Source organism: Bradyrhizobium sp. P3_C3, from assembly GCF_056402655.1.
The window spans coordinates 39,485-60,162 of the sequence record NZ_JBFUGY010000046.1; the positions used below are offsets into that span (position 1 = coordinate 39,485).

Genomic DNA, 20,678 nt, shown 5'->3' on the forward strand with positions numbered 1-20,678 from the left:
TTCGATGTTTTGTTTTCGCCTGGGTTACGGCTGGTCCGGCACGAGTTCGGTCAGCGAGCGGATGATGCGGTCGGGCTTGACGGCCGAGCCTTCGGGCAGGCCGTCGCCATGCACGTCGATCCAGATCGAGTAGATGCCGAGGCGCTGCGGCGTCACGACTTCCCATTCCAGATTGTCGCCGATCATCCAGGTGTCTTTCGCGGTGACGCCGAGCGCCTCCATCGCGTGCAGATAGGCGCGCTCCTCGGGCTTGCCGAAACCGTGCTCGCCCTCGATCTGGATGTGATCGAAGCGATGCGTGAGCTCGAAGCGCTCGACCTTGGCGCGCTGCATGTCGGCGGCGCCGTTGGTGACCAGCGCGAGTTTGACGCCGCGTGCCTTGAACGCATCGATCGCATCATGCGCACCGGGGAACACGAAGATCGCTTCTTCGCGATAGGTCGTGAAGCGGTTGGCGAGGCGATCGGCGAGATCGTCGGAGAGGGCGCGGTGGCCGTCGGCGGCGAGCGCGGCGAAGCCGCCCCGCACCGTGAGCCGCCGTGCCTCGCCAAGCTTCATCCGCCACGCGGCTTCCGCATTCGCCCAGAAGTTTCGTGCGAAGGCCAAAACTGCGGTCGCGACCTGCTGCGGCGGCAGCGGCGCGAGCTCGTCGGCAAATTCTTCTGCGATCGTATTCCAGGCGATCTCGGGCCGGCCGTAGGCCGACAGGATGGTGTCGTCCATGTCGATCAGCATGGCGCGCGGCAGCGGAGGCATCGCGGTGCTCATGGCCATTTCACCTCCGGCGGCAGCGACGACAGGATGGAGTCCACGTTGCCGCCGGTCTTGAGCCCGAAGATGGTGCCGCGGTCGTAGAGCAGGTTGAATTCGACATAGCGACCGCGCCGGATCAATTGCTCCTCGCGATCCTCCGCGGTCCATGCGCTCGCGAAATTGCGCCTGACGATGTCGGGGTAGATCTTCTGGAAGGCGCGGCCGACATCCTGGGTAAAGGCGAGGTCGGCGTCCCAGTCGCCGCTGTCGTGCCAGTCGTAGAAGATGCCGCCGATGCCGCGCGCCTCTTTGCGGTGCGGCAGGTAGAAATACTCGTCGCACCATTTCTTGTACTTGTCGTAGTCGGCAACGCCGTTCGGGCCCGTGCAGGCCTCCTTCATCGCGGCGTGGAAGGCGAGCGTGTCGGGATCGTCCTGCGTGCGCCGGCGGTCGAGCACCGGCGTGAGATCGGCGCCGCCGCCGAACCAGGCTTTTGTGGTGACGACGAAGCGGGTGTTCATGTGCACGGCGGGCACGTGCGGATTGCGCAGATGCGCGATCAGCGAGATGCCGGAGGCCCAGAACTTGGGGTCGTCCGCCGCGCCCGGGATCTGGGCGCGAAACTCGGGCGCGAATTCGCCGTGCACGGTCGAGCAATGCACGCCGACCTTCTCGAACAGGCGGCCGGACATCATCGACATCACGCCGCCGCCACCGGGCGCGCCGGTATGATCGGTGCGCTGCCAGGGCGTGCGTTTGAAGCGCCCGGCCTCGCCCGGATAAAGGCTTTGGGGGGCGTCATCCTCCAGCCGCTCGAAGCTCGTGCAGATGTCGTCGCGCAAAGCTTCGAACCAGGCGCGGGCACGCGTCTTGCGGTCTTCGATCGTTGAGGCGTCCATATCCAATTCCAAAAACCGATCTCGTAGGGTGGGCAAAGGCGCTCTTGCGCCGTGCCCACCATCTTCACTGTCGTCCTGATTGGTGGGCGCGCTGCGCTTTGCCCACCCTACGAATTTCACCCCTGCGGACCGTAATAGGTGCAGCTCTCGTTGCAACTGTCGCGGTGGATGCTGACGCGGGTGAGCTTGCCGATATGCTGGAGCCGCTCCCAGACGAAGCGCGAGAGGTTTTCCAGCGTCGGTGTGCCCAGCGCCTCGATCTTGTTGAGGTATTTGTGGTCCAGCGTGAGCCGTACGTCCTCGATCGCGCGCTGGACGAGGCCGAGATCGACCACCATGCCGGTCGCAGGGTCCGGAGTGCCGCGCAACGTCACCTCGGCGCGGAAGGAGTGGCCGTGAATCTCCTCGCTCGCGGCGCCAAAGGTCGTTCCCGACAATGAGTGCGCCGCCTCGAAGCGGAACGATTTCGTCAATTCCCACATCTGTTCGAAAACCAATCCTATCTGATGCCGAGCGATTTATGCGTCTGCACGCTCAGCCGCCATTGCGGATGGCGCAGGCAATAGTCGATCGCTCGCACGGTGTTTTGGGCAACCTCGGGTCCGTCCATCGGCTGCAGCGAGAAGCGCTCGAAGGCGAGGCTCTCGAAGGTCTCGGGTGCGGCGAGGGCCTGTGGATAGACCAGCTTCAGCTCGTGGCCGCGGCGCTGGACGAGCTCGCTGCCGCCCTTGGGGCTGACGCAGATCCAGTCGAGCCCCTCAGGCGCTGCAATCGTGCCGTTGGTCTCGACACCGATCTCGAAGCCGCGGGCGTGGAGGGCGTCGATCAGGGCGGCATCGACCTGGAGCAGCGGCTCGCCGCCGGTGAGCACCACGTAACGGTTGTTGTCAGCGGCAGCCGTCCATTGCGCGGCGATGGTGTCGGCGAGTTCCGCGGCCGAGGCATAGCGGCCGCCGAGCGTGCCGTCGGTGCCGACGAAATCGGTGTCGCAGAATTTGCAGGTCGCGGCCTCGCGGTTAGCCTCGCGGCCGCTCCAGAGGTTGCAGCCGGCAAAGCGGCAGAACACGGACGCGCGCCCGGCATGGGCGCCTTCGCCTTGCAGGGTCAGGAAGATTTCCTTGACCGCGTAACTCAATGGTCTCTCCTCAACATCTCAAACTTGCGGGTTCCGGAGCTGCCGCAGCGCCTCGCCTGCGGCCATCGCCGCGGTCATGGCGACATTGAGCGACCGCAGCCCCGCCGTGATCGGGATTACCAGCCGCGCATCCGCAGCCTCGACCACCGCGTCGGTGACGCCGGCGCTCTCGCGCCCGAATAGCAGGATGTCCGCCGTCTGGTAATGAAAATCGCGGTAATCGGTGGCGGCCTTGGTGGTGAACAGCAGCAGGCGGTAGCCCTGTGTCGCACGCCAGTCCTCGAATTTCGACCAAGAGTCGTGGCGGGTCACGCTGACATGATCGAGGTAGTCCATTCCCGCCCGGCGGAACAAGCGGTCGGAGAACGGGAAGCCCGCCGGCTCGATGATGTGGGCGGCCATGCCCAGGCAGGCACAGAGCCTGAGAATCGTGCCGGTGTTCTGGGCGATGTCGGGTTGGAAAAGCGCGATCTGCATGGGCTGTATCGGGGTCGGTGCGGGCCGGAAATGTCTCAATAAAACATCGCTGGCTGCGGAATTCGTGCATTGCACGCCCCCACGCCGTTAGCGGGCTTGCGCTCGCCCGGCAAGGGTGCCAATAGAACGATTCTGGACTGCTGTTTTCGCCCTGTTTCGGTGGGGACAAGTGAAGTTCTGCCGCCGCGGGGGGCCGCGGGCGCCGGCACACTGTTTTGGGGACCTTGGGGGCTCCCGGAACGGTTCCGTCGGCAGCATAAGAAGAAAGGGTTGGAATCGTGACGACAGCGTCTTCGGCGGACCATCCGACACGCCGTGATTTCTTATTCGTTGCAACGGGGGCAGCTGCAGCAGTAGGGGGCGCAGCTGCGCTCTGGCCCTTCATCTCTCAAATGAATCCTGATGCGTCGACCATCGCCGCCGGTGCGCCGATCGAGGTCGATCTCAGCCCGGTCGCCGAGGGGCAGGACATCAAGGTGTTCTGGCGCGGCAAGCCGATCTACGTCAGCCACCGCACCAAGAAGCAGATCGACGAGGCGCGCGCCGTCAACGTGGCGAGCCTGCCCGATCCGCAGTCCGACGAGGCCCGGGTCAAGCCGGGCCACGAGCAGTGGCTGGTCGTGATCGGCATCTGCACCCATCTCGGCTGCATCCCGATCGCTCATGAGGGCAATTACGACGGGTTCTTCTGCCCCTGCCATGGTTCGCAGTACGATTCGTCCGGCCGCATCCGCCAGGGGCCCGCGCCCGCGAACCTGCCGGTGCCGCCGTACCAGTTCGTTTCCGACACCAAAATCCAGATCGGCTGAGCTTCGGGCCTTCGCCCGATGCTTCGCGCCGTCTCGTCGTTATATTTCCTCAGGATCGCATCATGAGCGGACCATCCGACTACCAGCCGAGCAATCCGGCCCTGCAATGGATCGAGCGACGTCTGCCGATCATCGGTCTCGTCCATTCCTCCTTCGTCGTCTATCCCACCCCGCGCAACCTGAACTACTGGTGGACCTTCGGCGCCATCCTCTCCTTCATGCTGGGGATGCAGATCCTGACGGGCGTGGTCCTGGCGATGCACTACACGCCGCACGCCGATCTCGCCTTCAAGTCGGTCGAGCTGATCGTCCGTGACGTCAATTACGGCTGGCTGCTGCGCAACATGCATGCCTGCGGCGCGTCGATGTTCTTCTTCGCGGTCTACGTCCACATGCTGCGCGGTCTCTATTACGGCTCCTACAAGGAGCCGCGCGAGGTGTTGTGGATCCTCGGCGTCATCATCTACCTCCTGATGATGGCGACGGGCTTCATGGGCTACGTGCTGCCGTGGGGCCAGATGAGCTTCTGGGGCGCCACCGTCATCACCAATCTGTTCTCCGCCATTCCCTATGTCGGCGAGAGCATCGTGACGCTGTTGTGGGGCGGTTATTCGGTTGGCAACCCGACGCTGAACCGCTTCTTCTCGCTGCACTATCTGCTGCCGTTCCTGATTGCTGGCGTCGTCGTGCTCCACGTCTGGGCGCTGCATGTCGCCGGCCAGAACAATCCTGACGGCGTCGAGCCGAAGACGGAAAAGGACACGGTGCCGTTCACGCCGCACGCGACCATCAAGGACGGGTTCGGAGTCGCCTGCTTCCTGCTGCTCTACGCCTGGTTCATCTTCTACATGCCGAACTATCTCGGCGACGCCGACAACTACATCCCGGCGAACCCGGGCGTGACGCCGCCGCACATCGTGCCGGAATGGTATTACCTGCCGTTCTACGCGATCCTGCGTTCGATCCCGAACAAGCTCGCGGGCGTGATCGGGATGTTCTCGGCGATCATCATCCTGTGCTTCCTGCCCTGGCTCGATGCCGCCAAGACCAGGTCGTCGAAGTACCGGCCGCTGGCCAAGCAATTCTTCTGGATCTTCGTCGCGGTCTGCATCCTGCTCGGCTATCTCGGCGCGCAACCGCCGGAAGGCATCTACGTGATCGCCGGCCGGGTCCTGACGGTCTGCTACTTCGCCTATTTCCTGATCGTGCTGCCGCTGCTCTCGCGCATCGAGACGCCGCGGCCGGTGCCGAACTCGATCTCGGAGGCGATCCTGGCCAAGGGCGGCAAGGCGGTGGCTTCGGTCGCCATCGCGCTCGTTGCCGCCGGCGCGCTGTTCCTCGGCAGCCTTCAGGACGCTCGCGCCTCCGAAGGCAGCGACAGGCCGCCGGGCAACAAATGGTCGTTCTCCGGCCCTTTCGGTAAGTACGACCGCGGCGCGCTCCAGCGCGGCCTGCAGGTCTACAAGGAGGTCTGCTCGAGCTGCCATGGCCTGTCCTACATCGCCTTCCGCAACCTCGCGGAAGCCGGCGGCCCCGGCTATTCGGTGGCGCAGGCAGCGGCGTTTGCGTCCGACTACAAGGTCAAGGACGGCCCGAACGATGCGGGTGACATGTTCGAGCGCCCGGGCCGGCCGGCGGACTATTTCCCCTCGCCATTCCCGAACGAGCAGGCGGCCCGTGCGGCGAACGGCGGTGCGGCGCCGCCCGATTTGTCGCTGATCACCAAGGCGCGCTCCTACGGCCGCGGCTTCCCTTGGTTCATCTTCGACTTCTTCACCCAGTACCAGGAGCAGGGCCCGGACTATGTCGCGGCGGTGCTCCAGGGCTTTGAGGACAAGGTGCCTGAAGGCGTCACCATCCCCGAAGGCTCCTACTACAACAAGTACTTCCCGGGCCACGCCATCAAGATGCCGAAGCCGCTCAGCGACGGCCAGGTAACCTATGGCGACGGCTCGCCGACCACGGTCGCGCAATATTCCAAGGACGTCACCACGTTCCTGATGTGGACCGCCGAACCCCACATGGAAGCGCGCAAGCGCMTCGGCTTCCAGGTGTTCGTGTTCCTGATCATCTTCGCGGGCCTGATGTACTTCACGAAGAAAAAGGTCTGGGCCGACTCCCACTGAGCGGTGCAAGACGAGACATGAAGAAGCCCCCGCGAGGGGGCTTTTTTGTTGCCCGTGTCCCGGACGCGCTGCAGCGTGCAACGCTGCTGCGCACAGCCGGGACCCAGCATGCTTGTGGCTCGGCCCCGGATCAGCAACGCACCACGCGCGAAGGGCGGCGCGCTGCATTGCATCCGGGCGCGATTGCCTATCGCCCTCACACCCGCCAAAATACCTTCAACCGCTCCCCCAGAAACTCATCGGAGGACACCATGGGAACCGCCATCACCTTCAAGCGCCCTGACGGCAAGGACACCTCGGGCTATCTCGCCAACGCCGCGCGCGGCAATGCGCCGGGCGTGGTGGTGATCCAGGAATGGTGGGGCCTGTCGGATCAGATCAAGGGCCTGTGCGACCGCTTTGCGCTCGCCGGCTTTGATGCGCTGGCGCCCGATCTCTACAAGGGCAAGGTGGTGCCGTATCACGACACGGACGCCGCCGGCAAAGAGATGAACTCGCTCGATTTCATGGACGCCACCACGCAGACCGTGCGCGGCGCCACGCAATATTTGTCGCGCAACGGCGCCAAGGTCGGGCTGACAGGCTTCTGCCTCGGCGGCGCCGTCACGATCATCGGTGCGACCAAGATTCCGGAGCTTGCGGCCGGCGTCGTGTTCTATGGCATCCCGCCCGAGCAGGCGGCCAAGCCCGCCGACGTCAAGATCCCGCTCCAGGCCCATTTCGCCAACAAGGACGACTGGTGCACGCCGCAACTGGTCGATGCCTTTGAAAACGGCATGAAGGCCGCCGGCAAGTCGCTTGAGCTGTTCCGCTATGATGCCGAGCACGCTTTCGTCAACGAGCAGCGCCAGGCCGTGCACGACCGCGAAGCCGCCGAGCTCGCCTGGGGCAGGGCGACGGAGTTTTTCAGGAAGCATCTCGGCTGATCGCCTGGAGCCCGGACGGCATCGGGCCCGCCCTTGACGCCGTCCCCGAGCCATGGTGAGTATCCGCCCCATGAGCACCGCCGTCCGCCCAGCCCGTCTTTGGTGGCGCACCTCCTAAAGAGGTGGCCGGTGCGATTTCATTTCTCAAAATCGTCGAAGGTCGCCACGCAGTGCGGCGGCCTGATCGTTTGTCCTGTGTGGCGTTTCCTCGGCAAGTTTCGTAAGAGGACGACATGAACAGGACAATCTTTGCCCTCCCGGCCCGAAGTGACTACGTGACCCGCGGCGGTCTCGCGATCGCGCGTGTGGCGGAGCAGTTCACCGGCGGCGCCAACAGGCTCGACGATCTCATCAACCTGCTCGACCGCCGCCGCGGTGTGGTGCTGTCCTCGGGCACGACCGTGCCCGGCCGCTACGAGAGCTTTGACCTCGGCTTCTCCGATCCGCCGCTCAAGCTCGAGACCACTGGCGTCAATTTCAAGCTGGAAGCGCTCAATGAACGCGGCCAGGTGCTGATCGCCTTCCTCGCAGACGTGCTGCGCGAGCCCTGCGTCGTGATCTCCGAGAAGAGCGCCACACGGCTTGCCGGCCACATCATCCGCGGCGATGCGCCGGTCGAGGAAGACCAGCGCACGCGGCGCGCCAGCGTGATGTCGCTGGTGCGCGATCTCGTCGCCGCCTTCTCCGCCAACGATGACGGGCTGCTCGGCCTGTTCGGCGCCTTCGCCTACGACCTCGTGTTCCAGATCGAGGACCTCGTGCAGAAGCGCGCACGCGAGCAGGACCAGCGCGACATCGTGCTCTACGTCCCCGATCGCCTGTTCGCCTACGACCGCGCCACCGGCCGCGGCGTTGTGCTGAGTTACGATTTTGCGTGGAAGGGCAAGTCCACCGAAGGCCTGCCGCGCGAGACCGTCGAGAGCCCGTATCTGAAGACGCCGCGCCAGGGCTTTGCCGATCACGCGCCCAGCGAATATCAGGCCACCGTCGAAACCGCACGCGCGGCGTTTGCGCGCGGTGATCTGTTCGAGGCCGTGCCCGGACAGCTGTTCGCCGAGCCCTGCGATCGCTCGCCGGCGGAAGTGTTCCAGCGCCTCTGCGTCATCAACCCGTCGCCCTACGGCGCGCTGATGAATCTCGGCGAGGGCGAGTTCCTCGTCTCCGCCTCGCCGGAAATGTTCGTGCGCTCGGACGGGCGCCGCGTCGAGACCTGCCCGATATCAGGGACGATCGCGCGCGGCACCGATGCGATCGGCGATGCCGAGCAGATCCGCCAGCTCCTGAACTCGGAGAAGGACGAGTTCGAGCTCAACATGTGCACCGACGTCGACCGCAACGACAAGGCGCGCGTCTGCGTGCCCGGCACGATCAAGGTGCTGGCGCGCCGCCAGATCGAGACCTACTCAAAACTGTTCCACACCGTCGATCACGTCGAGGGCATGCTGCGTCCCGGCTTCGACGCGCTCGATGCCTTCCTTACCCATGCCTGGGCGGTGACGGTGACTGGCGCGCCCAAACTCTGGGCGATGCAGTTCGTCGAGGATCACGAGCGTTCGCCGCGGCGCTGGTATGCCGGTGCGATTGGCGCGGTGAATTTCGACGGCAGCATCAACACCGGCCTCACCATCCGCACCATCCGCATGAAAGATGGTCTCGCCGAGGTGCGCGTCGGCGCCACCTGCCTGTTCGATTCCGATCCCGCGGCCGAAGACCGCGAGTGCCAGGTCAAGGCTGCAGCCCTGTTCCAGGCGCTGCGCGGCGATCCGCCAAAGCCGCTCTCGGCCTTCGCGCCCGATGCGACCGGCTCGGGCAAGCAGGTGCTGCTGATCGATCACGACGATAGCTTCGTGCACATGCTGGCCGATTATTTCCGCCAGGTCGGCGCCGACGTCACCGTGGTCCGCCATGTGCATGCGCTCGACATGCTCAAGCGGAAGAGGTGGGATTTGCTGGTGCTGTCACCCGGACCAGGCAGGCCCGAAGATTTCGGGATCAAGAATACCATCGATGCGGCGCTGGAGAAGAAGCTGCCGGTGTTCGGCGTCTGCCTCGGCGTGCAGGCGATCGGCGAATATTTCGGCGGGGAGCTCGGTCAACTCACGCATCCCGCGCACGGCCGGCCCTCGCGGGTGCAGGTGCGCGGCGGCCGCCTGATGCGCAATTTGCCGAACGAGATCGTCATCGGCCGCTATCACTCGCTCTATGTCGAGCGCGACAGCATGCCCGAGGTGCTTGATGTCACCGCCAGCACCGAGGACGGCGTCGCCATGGCGCTCGAGCACAAGACCCTGCCGGTTGCCGGCGTGCAGTTCCACCCGGAATCGCTGATGTCGCTCAGCGGCGAGGTGGGCCTGCGGATTGTCGAGAATGCGTTCCGGCTGGATGCGCGCGTTGATTGAGAGGCACCAATGACTTTTGACCACGATCTGAAGGCGAGCGTCCGCACCATCGTCGACTATCCCAAGCCGGGGATCATGTTCCGCGACATCACCACGCTGCTCGCCGATGCGCGCGCCTTCCGCCGCGCGGTCGACGAGCTGGTCAATCCCTGGGCCGGCAACAAGATCGACAAGGTCGCCGGCATGGAGGCGCGCGGCTTCATCATCGGCGGCGCGGTGGCGCATCAGCTCTCGGCCGGCTTCGTGCCGATCCGCAAGAAAGGCAAGCTGCCGCACACCACCGTGCGCATTGCCTACTCGCTCGAATACGGCATCGACGAGATGGAGATGCATGTCGACGCGATCCAGCCCGGCGAGCGCGTCATCCTGGTCGACGATCTCATCGCCACCGGCGGCACCGCGGAAGGCGCGGTGAAGCTCCTCCGCCAAATCGGCGCCAATGTCGTCGCCGCCTGCTTCATCGTCGACCTCCCCGATCTCGGCGGCGCCGCCAAGCTGCGCGCGATGGACGTGCCGGTGCGCACGCTGATGACGTTCGAAGGGCATTGAGCCGCGTCGGCGCCCCGGCGGTCGTCAGATCGCCTCGGCCTTCAATGCCGACCGCCAATGCAGCATGCGCTCCTTCAGGAGCGCGTTCCTGACGTAGTCCGTCTCCTCATCTTCCAGCCGCTCGCATTCGCCGAACGTCAGGCCCGCCTCGCCATGCGTGTTCCAGGCAGCCTGGAGGGTACGGCAGGTGTGGCTGCCCTGGCGGAGCGAGAACCAAATGCGGTTCTGGATGGTCTGCAGGTTCGGCGCCTGGCCGACCCAGGCCTCGCCCGATGCCGCGCAGCGGACGACGTAGATGCCCGCAATGGTCTTGCGCTCCTTGTAGGCGGCGATGGCTGCCTTCCGGTCGATGCTCACGGGGGGTGGGACCTTGCTGAGAGGGATACCGATCTCCGCCTCAATAGGCGCGGTCAGCCCCGCAGTCAATATTATCCGGGTAAAATTATCGCCTCAGGAGCTTTGCAGGATCAGGCTGAGCTCGAGCTCGCGGAAGGCGAGGTAGTTCCGCCGGGTCCACTGGTGCAGCTCGGTGGAGGCGTCCTTCTCCTGGCGCAGATAGCCGGTGAAGGAGAAGTTGAGCCGGTCGATATAGGTCTTGAGGAAGCCGGGTAGCGCGGGCAGGCGGAACAGCCGCCCGGTCGCCATCGCGGCCGGCAGCTCGCCGCGCACGATGTGCTCATTGTCCACCGTGATCAGGTTCATCCGGGGGATCTGCCCGCGCAGCATCTCGTGGGCGCGGGCCGAGACGCGATCGGTATCGGCCACGAACAGGATCATCGGCGCGACGTGGCGGCGCGCGGCCTCCTTCAACAGGCCGATCTCGTCGCTCATCTTGAAGAACTCGTCGAAGGCGTGGAAGCCGAGGTCGATCACCTTGGCCATGCCGTCATCGACGATGACGCGGTCCATCAGCTGCATCTTGCCGTAGGTGTCGATCACATCAGCCGTTTCGGTGACCTTCGGCAGATAGTCGAGCAGCGACGGCTCCTTCAGGTTGACGTCGAAGGCCGCGACGTCGCCGTTCTTGAGCAGCAAGAATTCGCTCAAAAGCCGCGCCAGCAGCGTCTTGCCGACCTGCGGGCGGGGCGAGCAGATGATGTAAAGGGGCGTCGCGGGCATCGACAGCTATATCAGGCGAACTCACCGCCCAATCCAGCCGTATCCGCCCGGGCTCTGCAACTATTTTTCGCTTTGGCGGGTGGCGGGCTTCGAACCGACGATGTCGGTCAGCCGGATCCGGTCGAATTCGCTCCAGACATTCGCCAGCCAGTGGCGGACATAGCCGCGCAGCACGAAGGAATAGTTCGCGGCTTCGTCGTTGATGCCCTTGTTGGCGACGAATTTCAGGAACGGGACGGAGGACACCTCGACCTGCTCATAGGCCATTTCGTTGAGCTTGGGGATGGTCAGCTCGGTCGCGTCCTTGATGCGGTGGAAGTAGGAATTGTAGGTCGCCTGGTCCCACTGGAAGAACTGGGTGTCGTTGATGAAGTTCTTCACCAGGAAATATTTTGCGCCGCCCATGAAGCCCGCGGTCTCGGCGATTTCGTCGAGCGACGCGATCGAGGGGCCGAGGATGTGGAACACCGCGAAGGTGATCTGGCCGGCCTTGGCGGCGTCGAGGAAGCCGATGTCGCGCAGCGAGGCCAGCGCCGGCGAGAGCAGGCCGGCGCGGACGTCGATCACGGTCACCGACGGGCTCGCCGCGTTGAGCGTGTCGAAGATCTTCATCTGGTCCGAGGTCGTCATCATGTCGACGATCTCGGTGATCTCGGGGTGGAAGCGCTTCAGGGTTCCGCGCGGCGACTCCGTGTCGAAGGCGCGCGTCGGTACGTTGTTGGCGGAAAAATAATCGAGCAAGGTGCGCGACACCGTGGTCTTGCCCACCCCGCCCTTGTCCGCGCCCACCACAACCACTGCCGGCTTTGCCATTGCTGTCCCCTAACGCGCCCTCCGATTGCGCCTTGCAATCGGTCGGGCCCCAAATCGATGTCCCAAGTCTGCTGTTGGGCGCGAACATGGCAGAAACAAGGGAGAATTCAAATCCTCGGCCTATGGTTGTGGCAATTTCCGAGGTTTTTCCCAATCGCAACGCAACCCTTCGCAAGTCGCTTAAAATCCCGCCCTTAACGACGGCCCCATGGACCCATCGGATTGCCGGCTGCAGTTCCGGAGGGGGCGGGCACGGGCGGCGGACTGGCCGAGCCGCCTGCATCGTCCCAAGGCCCCTGGCGCAACGGCGGCGGGCCGCCCTGCCGCTCCACCTGTGCCTCAGGCTCGTCCGCCTCGTCGGGCGGCGGCAGCGGGCCGGGATCATGGCCGCCGGCGAACTTGACCAGCGCGTCGACCCGGGACTGCACCGAGGGATGGGTCGCGAACAAATCGGCAAAGCCCTCGCGCGGATTGTCGACGCAGAGCTCCATCACCGCCGAGGTCGCGCCCGGCAGCTCGCCGCGGTTCTCGATCTTGCGCAGCGCCGAGATCATGGCGTCCGGATCTTTCGTCAGCTCAACGGAGCCTGCGTCGGCGAGATATTCGCGCGAACGCGACAGCGCGAGCTTCACCACCTGCGACAACAGCCACGCCACCACGATCAGCACGACCGCGATGATGATCACGATCACTGCGCCGCCGCCGGAGCTCTTGCTGTCGCTCGATGACGAGGACGATCGCGACGATGAGGACGAGCCCGACGACCACGAGCCGCCGGAGCCGGAGCTCCAGTTGAAGCTCGTGAACAGGCGGAAGAACAACTCGCCGAAGAAGCCGACCACGCCGGCGATGATGACGGCGACGACCATGAGCTGCACGTCGCCGTTCTTGATGTGGGTCAGCTCGTGGCCCAGCACCGCCTCGATCTCCTTGTCATCAAGCGCATTGAGGAGACCCGTGGTCACGGTGATCGAATATTGCCGCGGATTGAGGCCGGTCGCGAACGCGTTCAGCGCCGGGCTCTCCATGATCTTCAGCTTCGGCATGGTGATGCCGCGCGAGATGCAGAGGTTTTCGAGCAGATTGTAGAGCCGCGGCTCTTCCTGCCGGGTGACGTCGCGGCCGCCGGTCACGGCATCGATCATCGACTGGTGGAAGAAATAGGCGATGACGATCCAGACCGCCGCCGCGATCGTCGCGAACGGCGCGGCGACGATGAGGTCGTGGAAAGCGCGGCTCAGATAGTAGGCGACAGTGCCATTGCTGTTGATGACGACTTCCGCGACCAGCGCGCCGGCATAGACCAGCACGTAGACCAGCATGAACAGGCCGGCGAGCAGCAGCATCGAACGAAACTTGTTCGAGGCGATGTGCGTGTAGAGACCATACGCGGCCATGACGCGATGCCCTGCCGGCCTATCGGCTCAACTCAGAACTTCACCTGCGGAGTGGCCTCGACTTCGGTGCGGCTGGCGCCGAGATCGAAGAAGTCCTTCTTGGTGAAGCCGAACATGCCGGCGAACAGGGCGGCGGGCATCTGCTGGATGCCGGTGTTGTACTCCTGGACCGCGTTGTTGAAGAAGCGGCGGCTCGCCGCGATCTTGTTCTCGAGGTCGGAGAGCTCACTGGCGAGCTGCTGGAAGTTGGCGTTGGCCTTGAGGTCCGGATAGGCCTCCGACAGCGCGATCAGCCGGCCGAGCGCGCCGGAGAGCTGGTTCTCGGCGGCGGATACCTGTGCCGGTCCCTGCGCCGACATCGCCGAGTTGCGCGCCTTGATGACGTCGTCGAGCGTGCCACGCTCATGCGAGGCATAGCCCTTCACCGTCTCGACCAGGTTCGGGATCAGATCGTGGCGCTGCTTGAGCTGCACATCGATGTCGGCAAACGCCTGGCCGACGCGCTGGCCCAGCGCCACCAGCCGGTTGTAGGCGCTGAACGCCAGGAACACGAGGACGACGATGACGCCGAGAACGATCCAGCCGGTCGACATGGAGAACTCCTGAAGGGGGGAAGAAGGCGGGCGCAGCCTAGACCAAATTGGCGCAGGACGAGAGCCCGGCGCAGAGGAAGGTAAGACTTGGTCGAATGGGGAACCATCGGAGTTCAAGGCAAAAGCGCCCGACGAAGTTAACTTTCGGCAATGACCGCGTCGCCCCAGCGCCAGCGCCGGGCGTTTGCATAGGCCGCCTTGTCGCGTCGCGGGACCTTGGTGATGGCGAGGCCGCCCTCCATGCAGAGCTTTGCGGTGATCTCGGCCTTGCCGACATCCGGCGGCGCCAGCACGCGCGCGGCACGTGTTACGGGCGCTGTCCGGGTCAGGGCGATGTAGATGAAGCGCTCGTCCTCGAACGGCACCTCCGCGCCCTTGATCTGCCGGTGCGCTTGCGAGCGCGGCAGGCGCTGGCTGAAATGGCACCAGTCAGGTGCCGTGAGCGGGCAGGGCTTCTCGTGCGGGCAGGGCGCGGCGACGTAGGCACCTAGCGCGATCAGCTGCTGGCGCAGCGCGAGGATGCGCGCGTAGCCGGCCGGTGTGCCGGGCTCGATCACGACCAGCGCGTGGCGGGCCTTGGCCCACATCGTTTCCGCCAGCTTGCGCTGATCGGTCTCACTGAGCTCACCGATGACGTAGCTCGCGACGACGAGATCGGCTTGCGAGGCTTCCGCGAGGTTGGTGCCGGCGTCGCCCGGCAGATAGCGGCAATCGGCGAGCCGCGTGCTGTCATGCGCCAGTTCGAGCGCGAGACGGCTGAGGGTGGCGTTGGCGTCGAGCAGGGTAAAATCCTGCAGCGACGGAAAGGCCTCAGCAGCGGCCCAGCTCGCGGTGCCCGGGCCCGCGCCGACGTCGAGCAGGGTTTCCGGGGCGAGGTCCGGCGCCATCTCGGTCAGCGCATTCAGGCTGACGGCCACGGCCGCATAGGTCGCCGGCATGCGCGCCAGCGCGTAGGCGAGCGCATCGGCCTCCGACTTGATGGTGCCGGAGCTGCCGCCTGCGCGATAGGCGGTCGAGATTTTTTGCGAGCGCTGTGCGGCGTCGGTGCGGGAGAAGCCCTGGAGCTTGCCGTCGAGGGCGGCTTTCAGTTCGGCGGGGAGGGTGGGAGAGATCATTTTCTCATCGTCATGCCCCGCGTAGGCGGGGCATCCAGTATTCCGAGACGGCGCCGTGAACCGAGAGGCCGCGGCGTACTGGATCATCCGCTCCAGTGCGCAATTTGCGCACAAGGCGGATGATGACGTCAATGGGTGTGGGGCGACCGCAGCGTCACGCCACGTTCTGGTCGAGAATGTCCACCGCCTCTGACAGGCTCACCGACACCAGCTGCGAGACGCCGCGCTCGGCCATGGTGACGCCGAACAGCCGGTTCATCCGCGCCATCGTGATCGGGTTGTGCGTGATGATGATGAAGCGGGTGTCGGTCGAGCCGGTCATCTCGTGCAGCAGGTTGCAGTAGCGCTCGACGTTGTGGTCGTCGAGCGGTGCGTCGACTTCGTCCAGCACGCAGATCGGCGAGGGGTTGGTGAGGAACACCGCGAAGATCAGCGCCATCGCGGTCAGCGCCTGCTCACCGCCCGAGAGCAGCGACAGCGTCTGCGGCTTCTTGCCCGGCGGTTTTGCGATGATCTCGAGACCGGCTTCGAGCGGATCGTCGCTCTCGATCAGGTGCAGCGCGGCCTCGCCGCCGCCGAACAGCTCGACGAACAGGCGCTTGAAGTGGTTGTTGACGACCTCGAACGAGGTCAGGAGCCGCTCGCGCGCTTCCTTGTTGAGGCTCTGGATGCCCTGGCGCAGCCGCTTGATGGCTTCGACGAGGTCATCGCGCTCGGTGACGAGGCCGGTGTGCTGGGTCTCGACCTCGCGCAGCTCTTCCTCGGCGCGCAGGTTGACGGCGCCGAGGCGCTCGCGGTCGCGGCGCATCTTTTCGAGGTCTTCCTCGATGCCGTGCAGCGGCGGCAGCTCAGCGCCGGGCTCGATCTCGGCGAGGCCGGCAACGGCCTGCGGCTCGACCTCCAGCATGTCGCGGATCTCGCGCTCGATGTCCTCGAGCCGGCGCCGTGCGCCTTCCATGCGCTCCTCGGCGCGGGCGGTTGCTTCGCGGGAGCTCGACAGCGCTTCGAGTGTCAGCTTGGCGACGCGGTCGGTTTCGGCCATCGCGGTCTCAGCCGAGGCGAGCGCGTCGGCGGCCATGCGGCGGTCGTTTTCCGCGTATTCGATCTCGGTGATCAGCGCGCTGCGCTTCTCGGCGAACACGGCGGGCGCGTTTTCGAGATCGCTGCGCTCGATCGAGACCTCGGTGATGCGGGTCTGGATGGTGTCGATGTGAGAGGCCGCGCTCTCCTTGCGGTTCTGCCACTCGGTGCGCTCGGCGAGGATCGCCTGCACGCGCCGGTCGGCGAGCTCCGCCTCGCGCGCCAGTGCCTGCGCCTCGGCGCGGACCTGGGCGGCCATGCGGCGATGGCCTTCGATGTCGCTGCGGACGGCGGCGAGACGGGTCTCCGTGTCCTCGCTCGACGGCAGCTCGGTGATGCCGGCCTCGGCATATTCGTACGCGGCCTCGGCCTCGGCGCGGTCGGCGGCGAGGCGGCTATGGGCTTCCGACAGCGTCGCCTTGCGCGCGGCGCGGCGGCTGATCTCGCGTTCGGCCGTGGCATGGCGCTCACGCGCGACGTTGAGCTCGCGCTGGGCGGCGCGCCAGGCCTCGCGGCTCGCACCTTCGCTGCTGGCGGCCATCTGCAGCTCGGACTCGGCGTTCTCCAGCGCCTGACGCTTGATCTGCGCGTCGATGCGGGCCTGCTCCAGCTCGTTCTCGATGTCGACGAGGCGGGCGCGCTCGGCGAGGCGCCGTGCCGCACCGGTCGGGGCGTGGGCCGCGGCGACAAAGCCGTCCCAGCGCCAGACGTCGCCTTCGGGCGAGACCAGCCGCTGGCCGGTCTTGAGCTGCGAGACCAGCTCGGCGCCGCGCTCGCGCGGCACCACGCCGATCTGCGCCAAGCGGCGCGCCAGCTCGGCGGGCGCCTGAACGTGGCTCGCGAGCGGCACGACGCCCTCGGGCAGCTCCGGATCGCCGTCGGTGACGCCGGCATTGGTCCAGCGCATCGGCGCGGACGGATCGACCGGCGCATCGAGGTCGTCGCCGAGCGCGGCACCGATCGCCTTCTCAAAGCCCTTGTCGACGGTGATGCCGTCGATGATCGGCGGCCACAGATTCTTGGTCTCGCCGTTGACGATCTTGGAGATCGTGCGCGCTTCGGTATCGAGACGCTGCACGCGCTTGTCGGCTTCGACCAGCGGCGAGCGTGAGGATTCCAGCGTCTGGCGCGCGGCAACATGCGCAGCTTCGCTCGCCTGGGCCGCAGCTTCCGAAGCAGCAAGGGTCTGCTCCGCGTTCTCGACCGTTGCGGTCAGCTCGTCGAGATCGCCGAAGCCGCCGGTCTCGTCGGCAAGCTTCTGCTCCTCGGCCGCGACGTTCGAAATCTCCTGGTCGAGGCGGGCGAGCTTGTCGCGATGGGTGCGGACATTGGCCTCGAGCTGGTTGCGCTTGGCGGTGAGGTCGGCAAGCGCCGTGGTGAGCTCGGCGAACTGGTGCTCGGTTTCGGTCAGCACCGCCTCGGCTTCGCCGACGCGCTCGTCGACGCCGGAGCGCTTCTCGACCCGCGACTTGATCTCTTCCTTCAGCTCGGCGTCTTCGGTGTCGAGCCGCTGGAGCGCGACGTCGGCGTCCATGGTCTGCTGCTGGGCGCGGGAGATGTCGCCCTCGAACTGGGCGAGGCGCCGCTCGAGCTCGGCGACGCGCTCCTTGGCGCGCTCTTCCTCGCGGTCGAGCAGCTCGCGCGCATTGGTCAGGCGCTGCAGCCCGGCCGCGGCGCGCGCTTCGGCATCGCGCAGCGCCGGCATTTCGGTGGCGCGGATCGCCTGGATGCGGGCGGCTTCGGCCTGGTGCTGGGTGCGCTCGGCCATTTCGCGAACCGCGAGGTCATGGGTCTGGCCGGATTCGTTGACGTCGGCATGCGCGCCGATCCAGCGCAGGTGGAACAGCGTGGCTTCCGCCTTGCGGACCTTGGCCGCGACCTCGCGATAGCGCACGGCCTGACGGGCCTGCTTCTTCAGGCCTTCCATCTGGCCGGCGAGCTGGCCGATGACGTCCTCGACGCGGGTGAGGTTGGTTTCGGCGGCCTTCAGCCGCAATTCGGCCTCGTGGCGGCGGGCGTGCAGGCCGGCGACGCCGGCGGCATCTTCCAGCACGCGGCGGCGCTGCTCGGGCTTGGCCTGGATGATCTCGCCGATCTTGCCCTGGTGGACGAGAGCGGGCGAACGCGCGCCGGTGGCGGCGTCGGCGAACAGGATCTGCACGTCGCGCGCACGCACGTCGCGGCCGTTGATACGATAGACCGAGCCGGCCTCGCGCTCGATGCGGCGGGAGATTTCGAGCAGCTGGCTGTCGTTCATCGCCGCCGGCGCGGTGCGATCGGTGTTGTCGATCGTCATCGTCACTTCGGCGTGGTTGCGCGCAGGACGGTTGCCGGAGCCGGCGAAGATCACCGCGTCCATGTCGGCCGCGCGCAGCGACTTGTACGAGGTTTCGCCCATCGCCCAGCGCAGCGCCTCGACGAGATTCGACTTGCCGCAACCGTTGGGTCCGACCACGCCGGTCAGGCCGGGCTCAATGACGAAGTCGGTGGCCTCAACGAAGGACTTGAAGCCGTGAAGGCGCAGGCGGGTGATTTTCATAAGCACGCATCTCTGTTGGCAGGCGCGAATCCCCCTGCCGGGACAATACCATGGAAGGCAATGTCACTCTCTGGGTGAGTCGCGCGAGGCGCCTCATGCGGTCGGACAATGGCCGCGGTGCGCCGCGAGGGCAACCGGCGAAAACCGCTTTTCCCAAGGGATTTATGCCGGGAAAGATACGGCTTTCGAGATGCGAATCAGGCGTTGAGCGGGGAAAATCAGCTCTTCAGCAGCGGATTGATCTTCTTGGCGAATTCATCGAACGAGGCTTCGCCCTTGATCTTCTCGCCGTTGATGAAGAAGGTCGGCGTCGAATCCACCTTCAGAACGTCGCTGGCGTATTTCTGGTCGGCGGCGATCTTGTCGAGCAGCGCCTGGTCCTTCAGGCAGGCCTCGACCTGCTGCTGGGTGAGGCCGGCCTGCTTGCCGATCCGCGTCAGGGTCTCGGTGGTGTTCTTCAGCACCCAGTCGTTCTGCTGGCGGAACAGCATGTCGGTGACCGCGAAATATTTCGACGCGTCGTCCTTGGCGATGCAGCGCGACAGCATCGAGCCGGCGGCGGCTTTGATGTCGAGCGGGAACTCGCGGAAGATGTAACGCACCTTGCCGGTGTCGATGTATTCCGACTTGATCTTGGGGAACACCTGCTCGTTGAACGCCGCACAATGCGGGCAGGTCATCGAGGCATATTCGGTGATGGTGACGGGGGCGTCCTTGGGGCCGAGTGCCATGTCGGGCAGCGACACGGGCTTGGCCACATCGGCGGCCGACTGCGCCATGGCCTCGTTGATGAACCGCAGCGGCGACAGTCCGGCGAGCGCGGCAAGACCGGTCAGCGACAGCATCGTGTTGAAGGCGCGGCGGGTGATGATCAAGGTCGGCTCCCGAATTGGCGTGGTCTCGCCCGAAGTTCCCGTTCAGGCGGCCTGTCGCTAGCTTGAAACGTAGTTCGAGGCAATGGCGAGCGACAGGGACGGGTCCAGATTACCGGCGGAATGAGGCTCAATTTCGCTTGATGGCGGCCCCGAGCCGCGCCAGCGCTGTCTTCAATTCTTCATCTTCGATGTCCCCCAGGCTCTCCGCCACCTTGGCCACCGATTTTGGATCCGGCGGACCGGGCCGGACCGGCGGCCGGGCGCGCGACAGGGGGGCCTGGCGGAAGGCGAGCTTGCCGACCGCGCTCCAGCCGAAGAAGCGATTGACCCGCTCCAGGATCACGTCGGCGGAGTGCTGGATCTCCAGCGCCATCGGCCCCTCGACCCGCAGCACCAGGGTCGCCGGCTCCTGCGGCTGGCCCTCGACCGGCTGCGGCCATTGCATCTTCAAAGGCTCGGCATGGGCCGCAATCTCCGGCCCGGCAATCTGCGCCCACCGGGTCACCAGCTCGCGCGCGGCAAAACCCTGCTTGGCATAGGCCTCGGCAAAGACGTCGTTGAGCAGGAGCGACAGCGGCTTGGCGCTGATGGGACCGGGTCTGGCAGGGAATTTGGACATGGACCCTTATAGCACTTCGCAGCGCAGGCCTCACCATTGGGGAGCGCCCCGCGAAGAAAGACGTGGATGCCCGCGACGAGCGCGGGCATGACGTGGAGAGGCCGGCGCGTTGCCGCTACAGTGAGAGCATGAGCCCCAAATCGGCACTAATGGCGAAATCGGAACCGGCTCAGGCGGGGGCCTCGTCGCGCCCGCTCGCGCTCCTCGCCTGGTACGACCGCCATCGCCGCCGTCTGCCATGGCGCGCGATGCCCGGCGAGACCTCGGACCCTTACCGCGTCTGGCTATCGGAGATCATGCTCCAGCAGACCACCGTGAGAGCTGTCGGCCCTTATTTCGAAAAGTTCGTCGCGCGCTGGCCGGATGTCACGGCGCTGGGGCGGGCGTCGCAGGATGATGTGCTGCGGATGTGGGCCGGGCTCGGCTATTACTCCCGCGCGCGCAATCTCCATGCC

At 65.7% G+C, this 20,678-nt stretch carries 19 protein-coding genes and 1 pseudogene; 6 read left to right on the top strand and 14 right to left on the bottom strand.

The genetic code is table 11. From position 1 onward, the window contains the following. Positions 1-24 precede the first annotated feature (24 nt). The 5 genes from AC1DW2_RS36035 to AC1DW2_RS36055 form a co-directional block, all read right to left on the bottom strand. Positions 25-774 (bottom strand): HAD family hydrolase, encoded by a 750-nt coding sequence (locus AC1DW2_RS36035; RefSeq protein ID WP_175618024.1) that lies wholly within the window; start codon positions 772-774, stop codon positions 25-27. Beyond that, positions 765-1,652 carry an oxygen-dependent coproporphyrinogen oxidase gene (hemF, locus tag AC1DW2_RS36040; RefSeq protein ID WP_477008356.1) on the bottom strand — a complete coding sequence of 296 codons (888 nt, stop codon included), beginning with the start codon at positions 1,650-1,652 and terminating at the stop codon, positions 765-767. The genes AC1DW2_RS36035 and hemF overlap by 10 nt, the downstream gene beginning before the upstream one ends. A gap of 116 nt (positions 1,653-1,768) precedes the next feature. Next, on the bottom strand, positions 1,769-2,134 hold the full coding sequence (locus AC1DW2_RS36045; protein WP_028153666.1) for a 6-pyruvoyl trahydropterin synthase family protein: 366 nt from the start codon (positions 2,132-2,134) through the stop codon (positions 1,769-1,771). Between the two features lie 17 nt (positions 2,135-2,151). Beyond that, positions 2,152-2,787, bottom strand: coding sequence for a 7-carboxy-7-deazaguanine synthase (gene queE / locus AC1DW2_RS36050; RefSeq protein WP_477008357.1), 636 nt, complete (start codon positions 2,785-2,787; stop codon positions 2,152-2,154). An 18-nt stretch (positions 2,788-2,805) separates the two neighbouring features. After that, complete coding sequence (locus AC1DW2_RS36055) at positions 2,806-3,264, bottom strand: tRNA (cytidine(34)-2'-O)-methyltransferase (RefSeq protein WP_071916175.1); 459 nt, start codon at positions 3,262-3,264, stop codon at positions 2,806-2,808. Between the two features lie 278 nt (positions 3,265-3,542). Here AC1DW2_RS36055 and petA point away from each other — a divergent pair, with 278 nt between their 5' ends. The 5 genes from petA (at position 3,543) to AC1DW2_RS36080 (ending at position 10,073) form a co-directional block, all read left to right on the top strand. Continuing rightward, positions 3,543-4,073 (top strand): ubiquinol-cytochrome c reductase iron-sulfur subunit, encoded by a 531-nt coding sequence (petA, locus tag AC1DW2_RS36060; RefSeq protein WP_063985148.1) that lies wholly within the window; start codon positions 3,543-3,545, stop codon positions 4,071-4,073. A 62-nt stretch (positions 4,074-4,135) separates the two neighbouring features. Further along, entirely contained in the window at positions 4,136-6,199 is a 2,064-nt protein-coding gene (fbcH, locus tag AC1DW2_RS36065; protein WP_477008358.1) for a cytochrome b/c1, read from the top strand. Positions 6,200-6,450: 251 nt separating this feature from the next. Next, a complete protein-coding gene (locus AC1DW2_RS36070) occupies positions 6,451-7,125 on the top strand; it encodes a dienelactone hydrolase family protein (protein WP_477008359.1) in 675 nt (224 codons plus the stop codon). A 233-nt stretch (positions 7,126-7,358) separates the two neighbouring features. Next, positions 7,359-9,524 carry an anthranilate synthase component I gene (locus tag AC1DW2_RS36075; protein ID WP_477008360.1) on the top strand — a complete coding sequence of 722 codons (2,166 nt, stop codon included), beginning with the start codon at positions 7,359-7,361 and terminating at the stop codon, positions 9,522-9,524. Positions 9,525-9,533: 9 nt separating this feature from the next. Beyond that, positions 9,534-10,073 (top strand): adenine phosphoribosyltransferase, encoded by a 540-nt coding sequence (locus tag AC1DW2_RS36080; RefSeq protein ID WP_038943444.1) that lies wholly within the window; start codon positions 9,534-9,536, stop codon positions 10,071-10,073. Positions 10,074-10,097: 24 nt separating this feature from the next. On the opposite strand, the gene AC1DW2_RS36085 is transcribed toward AC1DW2_RS36080, so the two are convergent. From AC1DW2_RS36085 to AC1DW2_RS36125, 9 genes are all read right to left on the bottom strand, one after another. Continuing rightward, a complete protein-coding gene (locus tag AC1DW2_RS36085; protein WP_477008361.1) occupies positions 10,098-10,430 on the bottom strand; it encodes a GIY-YIG nuclease family protein in 333 nt (110 codons plus the stop codon). 93 nt (positions 10,431-10,523) lie between these two features. After that, entirely contained in the window at positions 10,524-11,192 is a 669-nt protein-coding gene (locus AC1DW2_RS36090; protein WP_354131801.1) for a hypothetical protein, read from the bottom strand. A 60-nt stretch (positions 11,193-11,252) separates the two neighbouring features. After that, on the bottom strand, positions 11,253-12,005 hold the full coding sequence (locus AC1DW2_RS36095) for a P-loop NTPase family protein (RefSeq protein WP_477008362.1): 753 nt from the start codon (positions 12,003-12,005) through the stop codon (positions 11,253-11,255). Between the two features lie 194 nt (positions 12,006-12,199). Further along, the gene (locus AC1DW2_RS36100; protein WP_477008363.1) at positions 12,200-13,402 is read right to left on the bottom strand and encodes a M48 family metallopeptidase; all 1,203 of its coding nucleotides are present in this window, start codon (positions 13,400-13,402) and stop codon (positions 12,200-12,202) included. A gap of 32 nt (positions 13,403-13,434) precedes the next feature. Next, entirely contained in the window at positions 13,435-13,995 is a 561-nt protein-coding gene (locus AC1DW2_RS36105) for a LemA family protein (RefSeq protein WP_014497379.1), read from the bottom strand. Positions 13,996-14,132: 137 nt separating this feature from the next. Continuing rightward, positions 14,133-15,110 (bottom strand): small ribosomal subunit Rsm22 family protein, encoded by a 978-nt coding sequence (locus AC1DW2_RS36110; RefSeq protein ID WP_477008364.1) that lies wholly within the window; start codon positions 15,108-15,110, stop codon positions 14,133-14,135. Between the two features lie 154 nt (positions 15,111-15,264). Continuing rightward, complete coding sequence (smc, locus tag AC1DW2_RS36115; protein ID WP_354179145.1) at positions 15,265-18,729, bottom strand: chromosome segregation protein SMC; 3,465 nt, start codon at positions 18,727-18,729, stop codon at positions 15,265-15,267. A gap of 218 nt (positions 18,730-18,947) precedes the next feature. Continuing rightward, entirely contained in the window at positions 18,948-19,604 is a 657-nt protein-coding gene (locus AC1DW2_RS36120; RefSeq protein ID WP_166350219.1) for a DsbA family protein, read from the bottom strand. Between the two features lie 127 nt (positions 19,605-19,731). Next, complete coding sequence (locus AC1DW2_RS36125) at positions 19,732-20,223, bottom strand: DUF721 domain-containing protein (protein ID WP_477008365.1); 492 nt, start codon at positions 20,221-20,223, stop codon at positions 19,732-19,734. 128 nt (positions 20,224-20,351) lie between these two features. On the opposite strand from AC1DW2_RS36125, the pseudogene AC1DW2_RS36130 reads away from it, so the two are divergent. Then, positions 20,352-20,678: pseudogene (locus tag AC1DW2_RS36130) on the top strand (A/G-specific adenine glycosylase); the annotation flags it as partial.

Excerpts from the sequence above, each read along its gene's own strand:
- AC1DW2_RS36035 (WP_175618024.1), bottom strand. The coding sequence starts at position 774 with ATGGCCATGAGCACCGCGATGCCTCCGCTGCCGCGCGCCATGCTGATC.
- hemF (WP_477008356.1), bottom strand. The coding sequence starts at position 1,652 with ATGGACGCCTCAACGATCGAAGACCGCAAGACGCGTGCCCGCGCCTGG.
- AC1DW2_RS36045 (WP_028153666.1), bottom strand. The coding sequence starts at position 2,134 with ATGTGGGAATTGACGAAATCGTTCCGCTTCGAGGCGGCGCACTCATTG.
- AC1DW2_RS36055 (WP_071916175.1), bottom strand. The coding sequence starts at position 3,264 with ATGCAGATCGCGCTTTTCCAACCCGACATCGCCCAGAACACCGGCACG.
- AC1DW2_RS36070 (WP_477008359.1), top strand. The coding sequence starts at position 6,451 with ATGGGAACCGCCATCACCTTCAAGCGCCCTGACGGCAAGGACACCTCG.
- AC1DW2_RS36075 (WP_477008360.1), top strand. The coding sequence starts at position 7,359 with ATGAACAGGACAATCTTTGCCCTCCCGGCCCGAAGTGACTACGTGACC.
- AC1DW2_RS36080 (WP_038943444.1), top strand. The coding sequence starts at position 9,534 with ATGACTTTTGACCACGATCTGAAGGCGAGCGTCCGCACCATCGTCGAC.
- AC1DW2_RS36090 (WP_354131801.1), bottom strand. The coding sequence starts at position 11,192 with ATGCCCGCGACGCCCCTTTACATCATCTGCTCGCCCCGCCCGCAGGTC.
- AC1DW2_RS36095 (WP_477008362.1), bottom strand. The coding sequence starts at position 12,005 with ATGGCAAAGCCGGCAGTGGTTGTGGTGGGCGCGGACAAGGGCGGGGTG.
- AC1DW2_RS36100 (WP_477008363.1), bottom strand. The coding sequence starts at position 13,402 with ATGGCCGCGTATGGTCTCTACACGCACATCGCCTCGAACAAGTTTCGT.
- AC1DW2_RS36105 (WP_014497379.1), bottom strand. The coding sequence starts at position 13,995 with ATGTCGACCGGCTGGATCGTTCTCGGCGTCATCGTCGTCCTCGTGTTC.
- AC1DW2_RS36110 (WP_477008364.1), bottom strand. The coding sequence starts at position 15,110 with ATGATCTCTCCCACCCTCCCCGCCGAACTGAAAGCCGCCCTCGACGGC.
- smc (WP_354179145.1), bottom strand. The coding sequence starts at position 18,729 with ATGAAAATCACCCGCCTGCGCCTTCACGGCTTCAAGTCCTTCGTTGAG.
- AC1DW2_RS36125 (WP_477008365.1), bottom strand. The coding sequence starts at position 20,223 with ATGTCCAAATTCCCTGCCAGACCCGGTCCCATCAGCGCCAAGCCGCTG.